Source organism: Collinsella sp. (assembly GCF_052346665.1).
GTDB lineage: Bacteria > Actinomycetota > Coriobacteriia > Coriobacteriales > Coriobacteriaceae > Collinsella.
In genome coordinates this window covers 1-8,414 of the sequence record NZ_DAWDUX010000040.1, presented here as the reverse complement: position 1 = coordinate 8,414, position 8,414 = coordinate 1, and the positions used below count along the sequence as shown (strand labels likewise).

At 63.7% G+C, this 8,414-nt stretch carries 9 protein-coding genes; all 9 read right to left on the bottom strand.

What is annotated here, in order from left to right:
• Positions 1-482 precede the first annotated feature (482 nt).
• A complete protein-coding gene (locus tag ACT8II_RS07680) occupies positions 483-1,544 on the bottom strand; it encodes an SIS domain-containing protein (RefSeq protein ID WP_118653195.1) in 1,062 nt (353 codons plus the stop codon).
• A 215-nt stretch (positions 1,545-1,759) separates the two neighbouring features.
• Positions 1,760-2,572: a GntR family transcriptional regulator gene (locus ACT8II_RS07675; RefSeq protein ID WP_443813623.1), complete on the bottom strand. Its 813-nt coding sequence runs from the start codon at positions 2,570-2,572 to the stop codon at positions 1,760-1,762.
• Positions 2,557-3,327: a GntR family transcriptional regulator gene (locus ACT8II_RS07670; protein WP_233546074.1), complete on the bottom strand. Its 771-nt coding sequence runs from the start codon at positions 3,325-3,327 to the stop codon at positions 2,557-2,559. Before ACT8II_RS07670 ends, ACT8II_RS07675 begins: the two co-directional genes overlap by 16 nt.
• Positions 3,328-3,377: 50 nt before the next feature.
• Complete coding sequence (locus tag ACT8II_RS07665; protein WP_118653189.1) at positions 3,378-4,055, bottom strand: HAD family hydrolase; 678 nt, start codon at positions 4,053-4,055, stop codon at positions 3,378-3,380.
• A gap of 128 nt (positions 4,056-4,183) precedes the next feature.
• On the bottom strand, positions 4,184-5,305 hold the full coding sequence (locus ACT8II_RS07660; RefSeq protein WP_294159042.1) for an SIS domain-containing protein: 1,122 nt from the start codon (positions 5,303-5,305) through the stop codon (positions 4,184-4,186).
• 167 nt (positions 5,306-5,472) lie between these two features.
• The gene (locus tag ACT8II_RS07655; protein WP_118653185.1) at positions 5,473-6,324 is read right to left on the bottom strand and encodes a PTS system mannose/fructose/sorbose family transporter subunit IID; all 852 of its coding nucleotides are present in this window, start codon (positions 6,322-6,324) and stop codon (positions 5,473-5,475) included.
• Positions 6,308-7,093: a PTS mannose/fructose/sorbose/N-acetylgalactosamine transporter subunit IIC gene (locus tag ACT8II_RS07650; protein WP_294159044.1), complete on the bottom strand. Its 786-nt coding sequence runs from the start codon at positions 7,091-7,093 to the stop codon at positions 6,308-6,310. Before ACT8II_RS07650 ends, ACT8II_RS07655 begins: the two co-directional genes overlap by 17 nt.
• Positions 7,094-7,305: 212 nt before the next feature.
• Positions 7,306-7,773, bottom strand: a complete 468-nt coding sequence (locus tag ACT8II_RS07645) for a PTS sugar transporter subunit IIB (protein ID WP_294122914.1) — start codon at positions 7,771-7,773, stop codon at positions 7,306-7,308.
• A 102-nt stretch (positions 7,774-7,875) separates the two neighbouring features.
• Complete coding sequence (locus ACT8II_RS07640; protein WP_294122917.1) at positions 7,876-8,295, bottom strand: PTS sugar transporter subunit IIA; 420 nt, start codon at positions 8,293-8,295, stop codon at positions 7,876-7,878.
• Between the last annotated feature and the right edge of the window lie 119 nt (positions 8,296-8,414).

The window sequence follows — 8,414 nt, the reverse complement described above, 5'->3', positions numbered from 1 at the left end:
CCATGCATAACGACCCTCGTTCGCAATTCCTGCGGTTTTTCCGAGCGAACCGAACAATACCGCCGTCGCCACCCGCTATGCCAGCGATCTGATTTTTATGACCTGCACTTTTGATAATCCGTCCGCACGGTGCGGGCGCATTATTTAGGTATTTTGACCAATTGCGGAAACCCACACGATGGCCAGCCGCGAGGCACTGTTTTTCTATGCGATAATATCGCGATAATTGCTTGTTTTATACATATCGAAACGACGAGAGGCTGACAGCCCTCCAACCCTCCGCATGCGACGCATTTCCGCGCACGCTCTCATTCAACAAGCACACCGAGCAGATAGCGAAAATGGGGCACCCGCAGCATGGCGGGCACCCCAGAATTGACCATATGAAAGCCGCATTTCCCAATCTGCTGAGAGCCGGACTCGCAGCAGATGAACCCGCAGCAGCTAAGGCATGAGCAACCAGGTCCTTGGCAACTGATCTCTTAGTAGTCGAACTGGTGATAGTAACGACGGTACTTGAGGTTATGCTTGGTAACCAGCTCGTAGTTGCGGGCGAGGCGGTCGGTGGTGAGCACGGAGAGGATCCAGGGGGACACGATGACGCGGAAGTCGTCGTCCAGGCCGGGAATCGCGTACTCGGCGGTGTCGATGATGACGTAATCCTCGTCACCGGTCACGCCGCTGGTAAGGAAGGCGCGGACGCGCTCGTCGAGGGCGCGGCACTCGTCCTCGCCCATGAACAGGAACACGGGTACGCCGGGCTCGAGGAGCTCGAGGGTGCCATGGAAGAAGTCATGCGAGGTGATGTGGCGGATGCGCTTCCACTGCATCTCCTCGAGCAGGCACATGGAGTAGAGGATGGTCTCGCCCCACAGCGCGCCGGAGCCGATGAACATGGTGTAGTCGGCCAGGGCGTACTTGCGGGCGAGCTCCTCGGCGCGGGGCTCGAAGCGCTTGCGGATGTCGAGCATGTCCTTCCAGATGTCCTTGGTCTGCTCGATGAACAGGTCGAACTTGGGGAAGCAGCCGCGACGGTTGAGGAGGCGCAGGCCGAAGCAGTCGGCGAGGTAGTAACCCTTCTCGCAGCCGCCGGCACCGTGGTCGGAGGCCATCATGACGCAGTTCTCGGCACCCACGGCCTGGCCGATCTTGCCCTCGGGGTTGGTCATGGCGTAGACGCGAACGCCCATCTCCTTCATCTTGCCGATGGCCTCGAGGACCTCGGGGGTAGTACCGGACTCGGAGGCGGTCAGCACGATGGAGCGCTCGGTCATGCGCTTGTGGCCCATGACGTTCCACTCGGCGGCGTGGATGAGGTAGACCTCGAGGTCCTTGTCGCCGAACTTGTTCATGAGGTACTCGAGCTGCATGAACTCGTCCCAGGTGCCACCGACGCCCATGAGGAACACGGCGTCGTAGCCCTCCTCGTGCACGCGGTCGGCCAGGGCGGTCATCTTCTTGCCGGCCTCGTAGACGTTCCTGCCGTCCTCGAGGTAGCCCTCCTGGTCGAAGTGCATGATCTCGATCTTCTCGGTCTCCTTCATTGCTGGCTCCCTTCGCCGCCGTGGCCTCTCATATCCAAGTTGAGAGTTTTTAATACCACTTGTTGAGTACATCTTAACGCTTTTTCATACCATTTTGGTGATGCCAGAAGGTTTCCCGCGAACGGTCACATCTTCTCCGTAAGCGGTTATTTCCCCTGAATCAGACAACGACGAACAGGTTGCGTGAGCACCTGTCCGCCGTCATTCGATGTATATTAGTACTGATAGGTGTATCCACCCTGGTTTGCAGGCGTCAATGAATAGGCGTGCTCGATGGGCCTGCCATCGGCGTCGAAACTGACGCACTCGAGGGATAGGGCGAGGCTCCCCGGCTCAACCTGGAGCAGCCCTGCATCACGCGCGGACAACGCAACGACGTCGAGCTTCTCCTGTGCAAGGGCAACGGGTCTACCGCACATTTCATACGTCTCATAAAGGCTGAACACCGATACATCGACATCTTCAATGCCCGGAAACAGCTTGACGGGGACGAGCGTCTGCTCGAGCGACACGGGCGTTCCGTCAGTGCTGTTGAGACGGCGGATGGAGTAGAGTTCATCGCCCTCATCGATATCGAGGAGATGGGCGTATAGCGGCCCGGCGGCACGCAGCGATTTGGAGAGCTGACGCACCGAGGCGACCTCGCGGGCCGCCCCCGCAGCGGACCTAAATCCGCTCACCCGCGAGCCGGAGTCCGCGCCGCCCTGGGCAACGAATGCCCCCTTACCCTGCACGCGGCGGATGAGCCCCCGCTCAACGAGACCGTCGATGGCATTGCGCACGGTCAGGCGCGTGGTCGAGAACGCAGCGGCGAGCTCGTGCTCCGAGGGGATGGCCGACCCCGGCGCATAGGCCCCCTCGGCGATGCGGTGCTCGATGGCATGGCGAATCTGCACGTATCGGGGTTCGCCGGCATGACGCGAAACACATGGAGCCCCGAGGGCGGTCACCTCCAGGTCATGGCGGCGGAAGTCTCGTACGCCGGCTTCGTCTCGCACCACCGCGTTGTGACCTACCACGTGAGCCATGTGCTCGACACCCCCTCGGGAACCTCGCCGTTCTTGCAGCCGTTGCTCGCAAACCGATACCTGCTCGGTACGTAGACGGCCTTCAGATACTCCATGGGCACGCCGGCGGCAGTTCGCTCGAGCGCCTGCACGAAAAAGACCGGCTCACCTTCGTCGATCAGCAGGCTCTCCGCCTCCTGGGAAGTCGCGCGGGCGATGGAGACGCGCTCCGTACCGTGCCCGACGCGGATCCCGTGCTCATGGGCCAGCACGTCGTAGAGGCTCTCGCGCGAGAAGTCGTGCCCCTCGATACCGGGGCACAGCGCGTAGTTGATATAAGAGGTCTCCACGGCGACGGGAACGTCGTCGGCGAAGCGGACGCGGCGGACCTCGAACACGCGCGAACCGACGGCAAGATCGAACTTGGCCGCAAGCACCTCATCGGCATCCACAACGCGGGCGTCGAGAAGGCGGGCGCCGGGCTCACGACCCACGCGGCGGACGGCATCGGAAAAGTTCCGGGTTTCCTGGAAGATGTTGATGGGCTTAGGCGGCAACACGTACGTGCCCGACCCCTGCCTGCTCTCGAGCACGTGCATCGAGATGAGTTGGGTGATTGCCGCACGAAGCGCCGTGCGCGAGACACCGAGGCGCTCGGAAAGCACACGCTCAGAGGGCAACTTGTCCCCTCCGGTCAGGCCGGCGTTGTGGATATACCACCGGATGCCCTCCTGGGCTCGGTCTTTGGGCGGGATGCCCATAGGCTCATCTGCCACGCCGTCACTTCCTCTCAAACACGACCACGCGCGCGGGGCAACCGCAGCCTCTATCGACCGAGCGGCATAACGACCTCGAGCAGGTCGGGAATCGAATCGATAGTATAGTCGGCCGCCTCCTGGGAGAAGCCGAAGCGGTCCTCGCGCTTGGCGACCACGGTGAGGCCGGCCGCCTTGCCCGCGGTGATGCCGGGGACGGAATCCTCCACGCAACAGCACTCGTCCGCAATGAGGCCAAGGCTCTCGAGCGTGTGCAGGTAGATCTCGGGATTGGGCTTGCTTTGGTGGAACTGTTCGCCACTCGTGACCAGCTCGAACGCATCGGCGAGGCCACATGCGGCGAGGACCTCGCGGATGTTGCCCATGGGCGAGGATGAGGCGAGCGCGACGCGGACGCCGCGGCGCTTGAGCTCGTCGACGGTCTCGACCACCCCGGGGTTGAGCAGGGACGCGAAATCCGGATAATGCGCGGATTCCCAGGCGTTATAGCGCTCGAGCCCCTCGTCCTCCGTGATCTGCTCGCCGCCCAGCGCGTACCACGCTACCAGGTTGCGCTTGAAGTCCTTGAAGGACGCGCCCACCGCGGAGCACAACGACTCGCGGGGCACATCGATGCCGGCGGCGTCGAACATCCCGGCGAGCGTGTCGAAATAGAACTTCTCGGTATCGACGATCACGCCGTCCATGTCGAAGATGACGGCCTTGAAGGGAAAGGCGGGCTGGGTCATGAGCGGGGTCTCCTGTCCGGTTAGTGAAATCGGCACGCGCCCAAGCATCCTCCCCGCCCGGGGCGCAGGTGGATGCGCGCGTGCCGCTCTGCATGATTGTAGGGGTTATTTCGGCTCTCCGCCGAAAATCAGTCATCGCCGTCGTAGTTCACGAAGTTCTCGGTTTTCGCCGCGGCGATCGCCTTGAACCGCTTGAGCAGGGGATGCTGCTTCGAGCTGCCGAGCGCGCTGCTCGCCAGATGGCTCACCAGCTGCACGAACGGCAGGTAGGCGAAGGAGGCGAGGTCGGCAGCGGGAAGTTCGGGGGCCACAAGGACGTTCGGGTCGCCGGCGAGCTCCGCAGTCGAGGCGGGCTCGGCTGCCTGTGCACTCGTCACCAGGAACGCGGCGTCGCTCACCTCGCGGGCCGCGCGGTAGATCAAGCGGCAGCGCTCACGAGCGGCATCCGGCGCATCGAAGAAGAACATGGTATACGCGGGCGTGATCTGCAGGTTGGGCCCATGGATGAACTCCTCCACCTCGTAGGCGGGGCTCGGGACGTGCACCGTCTCGCCGATTTTGAGCGCCCCCTCGAGGGCGACGCCGCGGGCTCCGTCGGCGGCGATGCTGTAGCTCAGACGCATCGACGTCAGCGCCTTCTCGTGGGCGCGGTAGAACTCGTAGGTCGAGGCGCGCACCGCGTCCAGGACCTCCACCGCCGCCGCGAGGTCGGCCATGCGCTCGGGGCGCCCGCCCAGGCGGGCGGCGAACATCATGAGAAACAGCGCGAGCGTCGTCACGCCCTTCGTCACGTAGCCCACGAGCTCGGTGCCCGCCCCCCAATCGACCATGACGTCGGCATGGTCGCGGGCGTCGGCCCCCACGTTGCCGGTCAGGCACACAGCGCGGGCCCCCTGGGCACGGATGACGTCGAGTGCCTCCAGCGCGTTGGTCGACAGGCCGCTTTGGGTCACGACCGCCACGAGCTCGCCCTCGCGGACCTCGGGCTCGTAATAGGTGAACCGGTGCGGCGTCACGACATCGATCTGGACGCCAGGAAGGCACGACGCCATGAACGGCAGTGCGCACTGGCAGGCGTTGAACGACGAGCCAGATGCCACCAGGCGGATCCTTGCAGGGACGCGGCCGCCGCAGCAGACGACGAGCGGTTCGGTAAGCTCATCGGCGCGGGCGAGGTTCTCGCGCGCCACGCGGGGAGATTCGTCGACGTAGTCCCCCATCGACCATACGCGCTCTTCCAACGTGTCCATATGTCCCCTCCTTGAAATTAGGGAAGCGGGGCGCCGCACGCAGGCGCAACGCCCACGGTGCGACGCCCCGCTCCAAATGTTGATGGGGCGCGGCTCCCCGTCCGTGCGAGCCGCCTTTCCGTCACAACGTGGCACCCCGTTCAGGCGATACCTCGGCCGGTCGCGGCCTACACGCCCAAGATGCCGAAGAACGAGCCGACGAGGCCGACGACCACGAGCGCCACGAGCAGGGTGGTGGTCTTGACGTTCTTCTTGCTCACAAGCCAGTACATCAGCAGCGTGAAGGCGAGCGGGAGCAGGCCGGGCATGATCGTGTTGCAGATGTCGCCCAGCGTGGTCGCGGTCTCGCCGGAGCCGATCACGAGCGGCACGTTGATACCAACGTTCTCGGCGGTCATGCCTCCGATGACCATGAGGCCCAGGACGGAGGCGCCGTAGGTGAGGACCTCCATGAGGCCGCTCTCCTGCACCTTGGCGAGGAAGCCGCTTCCCAGCTTGTAGCCGGCGTGCATGAGGTAGAAGCGCAGGCCCTGAGCGGGGATGTTGAAGAGCAGCAGGAACAGGATGGGTCCCAGGATGTTGCCCTGGGCGGCGAGGCTCACGCCGACGCCGGTGGCGATGATGCGCAGCGTACCCCAGATGAAGGAGTCGCCGATGCCCGCCAAGGGGCCCATGAGGGAGACCTTGACGTTGTTGATGGACTCGGTCTCGAACTCGGGGTCGTTGGCGTTTTGCTCCTCCATGGCGGCGGTGATGCCCAGGATGAGCGTGGACATGTGCGGCGTCGTGTTGAAGAACTCGAGGTGACGCTGCATGGCCTCGGTCTGATCATCCTTGTTGGGATACAGCTTCTTGATGATCGGGAGCATCGAGTAGCAGAACGCCATGTTCATCTGCCGCTCGTAGTTCCAGTCCCACTCCATGCCGAGCGAGCGGATGGCGACCCTGTTGAGGTCCTTTTTGGTGAGCTTGCGCTCGTCTGCGGTCTGGACCGCGGCGTCGTTAGAAGTCGTCGTCATCGTCCATACCTCCTTCGGTGGCGAGAGCGGGACGGGCGTTCAGCTTCTGCTGGATCTGGGCGAGCACGACGGCCACGACCGCGCCGAAGATGGCGATGCCGGTGGTCGGGATGCCAAGGTAGGTGGACAGCGCGAAGCCGGCGATGAAGAAGCAGACGACCGTCTTGTTCATGATCATCTTGAGCAGCAGCGCGAAACCGATGGCGGGCAGCAGGCCCATGGTGATCTGCAGGCCGTTGGAGACCCACTCGGGGATCGTGTCGAGCAGCGCCTGGACCGCGGGGCCGCCGGCGTAGAAGCCGATGGCGACGCACAGGCCGATGATGAGGTTGACGCCGAAGAAGCCGCCCAGGAAGTGCATGCGGGCGACGCCGGCCATATCACCCTTGGCGGCGTAGTCGTCGGCCTTGTGGACGAACGGCGGGAGGATGAAGACCATGCCGACGTTCTTCACGATGAGGACGAGGGAGGCCACGGGGATGCCGATGGTGAGCGCGGTCTCGAGGCCGGAGCCGGTCGAGATGGTGAACGCAGTGCCGAGGACGGTACCGGAGATCATCTCGGGCGGGATGCTCGCGCCGATGGAGAACGAGCCCATGAAGGCGAGCTCCAGGGTGGCACCGAGCGTGACACCCGTGGGGATGTCACCCATGATGATGCCGGTGAGTGCTCCCATCACCAGCGGACGGGACAGGCAACTGGTACCGAGCAGGTACTCAGCGTTGCCGAGCATGGCGACGAGGCCCAGCAGGATGGCTTGGACGATCATCTGTGCTCCTTTCTGCATATCTCAAGAGGCGGCCCCTCGCCACCCCTTTGTGCATAAGCAAGCCCGGTGCCTGAGGCGCAGACATCCCCCGCCCATGCTCCGATGGGCCCCTCATGTCTAGTTTTCGGGGACGTCTCGCGGTCATGCGCCGCGTTTGCGGACCGCCCGGGCGTGTTGGCTCGCTGAGCCCGGGCGGCACCGTGGGGGATACCCTACAGGGCGCGCTCCACCTTGACGGCCGAGTCGTCGGGAACCATCTGGATCTCGACGTCAACGCCCTCGGAGACGAGCGCACGCAGCGTCTCCTCCTCCGCCGGCGTGACGTTCATGGCCTTGGAGATCGCGCGGGTCTCGGCGGTAGCCTTCGTGCCGCCCAGGTTGAGGTGCTTGATGCCGCACTCACGGCAGAGGCGAGCGGCATCGGCGATGGACTCGACGACGATGAAGAGCTTGTACTTGTCGGTCTTGCCGCTGTTGATGGCGGTAATGGAGTCCTCGATGGTCTTGATGACGAGCTTGGTGTCGGCGGGCTTGGCGAGCTTGATGGCGCTCTTGCGCAGGGCGTCGCCGGGCACGGAGTCGTTGGCGACGAGGATGCAATCGACATCCAGGGCACTCTTCCAGGAAACGGCCACCTGGCCATGGAGCAGACGGTGATCGACGCGGAGCATCTTGATCATGTCGTTTTCCTTTCATCTCAGCCGCTCACGCGGCGTTGCCGGTGTATGGAAGCGTGCGGGCGCCGGCGCCGTGCGGGCATCCCGCGATCCCGGAGGTCCTCGCTAGAAGTCCTCGTCCTCGTCCTCGTCGACGACCTCCCCGCCCATGCAGACGGTGACGCCCTCGCGCGCAGCCTCGAGCACACGCTCGGCGGCGGCGGCATCGAGGCCGTCGCGGGCGGTAAGGGCGATCTCGAGCGCCATGCCCATGGTGAGGCCGGAGAAGATCACGACGTTGGGGAACTCGGTGAGGCGGAACAGGGCGTTGTGGACGCTACCACCCTTAATGTCGCACATGATGATGAACTGCTCGTCGGATGCAGAGATGCGCTCGCGGAGCTGCTCGTAGTAGTCATTGGGATTCTGGCCGAACTCGAGGCTGTAGGTCTCGATGCCGTCGGCTGCACCGCCGGCGACCATGTGGAGTGAATCGAGCATGCCGCGGGAGAGCCCGCCGTGCGTTGCGATGATGATTTGAGCCATTATGCATTCCCCTCATCCAACTTATCTCGTCGATGCAAGACCTATTATAGGCAGGGCATAACCTGTCATATCCTGTTATAGGAAGCGTTCTGTAAACGGCCTGTTTTTCGCGGTGAGTG

Coding starts and splice junctions, on each gene's coding strand:
- ACT8II_RS07680 (WP_118653195.1), bottom strand. CDS start 1,544: ATGAAGGAGACCGAGAAGATCGAGATCATGCACTTCGACCAGGAGGGC.
- ACT8II_RS07675 (WP_443813623.1), bottom strand. CDS start 2,572: ATGGCTCACGTGGTAGGTCACAACGCGGTGGTGCGAGACGAAGCCGGC.
- ACT8II_RS07665 (WP_118653189.1), bottom strand. CDS start 4,055: ATGACCCAGCCCGCCTTTCCCTTCAAGGCCGTCATCTTCGACATGGAC.
- ACT8II_RS07660 (WP_294159042.1), bottom strand. CDS start 5,305: ATGGACACGTTGGAAGAGCGCGTATGGTCGATGGGGGACTACGTCGAC.
- ACT8II_RS07655 (WP_118653185.1), bottom strand. CDS start 6,324: ATGACGACGACTTCTAACGACGCCGCGGTCCAGACCGCAGACGAGCGC.
- ACT8II_RS07650 (WP_294159044.1), bottom strand. CDS start 7,093: ATGATCGTCCAAGCCATCCTGCTGGGCCTCGTCGCCATGCTCGGCAAC.
- ACT8II_RS07645 (WP_294122914.1), bottom strand. CDS start 7,773: ATGATCAAGATGCTCCGCGTCGATCACCGTCTGCTCCATGGCCAGGTG.
- ACT8II_RS07640 (WP_294122917.1), bottom strand. CDS start 8,295: ATGGCTCAAATCATCATCGCAACGCACGGCGGGCTCTCCCGCGGCATG.